Source organism: Pseudoduganella danionis, from assembly GCF_009720775.1.
In the GTDB taxonomy this organism is placed as follows: domain Bacteria; phylum Pseudomonadota; class Gammaproteobacteria; order Burkholderiales; family Burkholderiaceae_D; genus Rugamonas; species Rugamonas danionis.
On the sequence record NZ_WNKW01000039.1, the window covers coordinates 1 to 293 of the forward strand.

Below are 293 nucleotides of genomic sequence, written 5' to 3' on the forward strand. Positions count from 1 at the left end.
AACCTACTTTCACACTGGTTGCAGCACTATCATCGGCGCAGAGTTGTTTCACGGTCCTGTTCGGGATGGGAAGGGGTGGGACCAACTTGCTATGGTCATCAAGCTTTGACTTGTACGAGCCGCGTTCTCATGAACGCTGCTCAGAATCTGGAATTGGTAAGTAATGGGGTAATGAAGTTGTCTCAACAACGTTTAACGGTCTTCTTACCTATATCCTGCTAAGGTTATAGGGACAAGCCGTACGGGCAATTAGTATCAGTTAGCTTAATGCATTACTGCACTTCCACACCTGA

Annotated in this window: 1 rRNA gene; it reads right to left on the reverse strand. The window is 46.8% G+C overall.

From position 1 onward, the window contains the following. Positions 1-103: ribosomal RNA gene (gene rrf / locus GM655_RS22615) — 5S ribosomal RNA — on the reverse strand; the annotation flags it as partial. Positions 104-293: the final 190 nt, after the last annotated feature.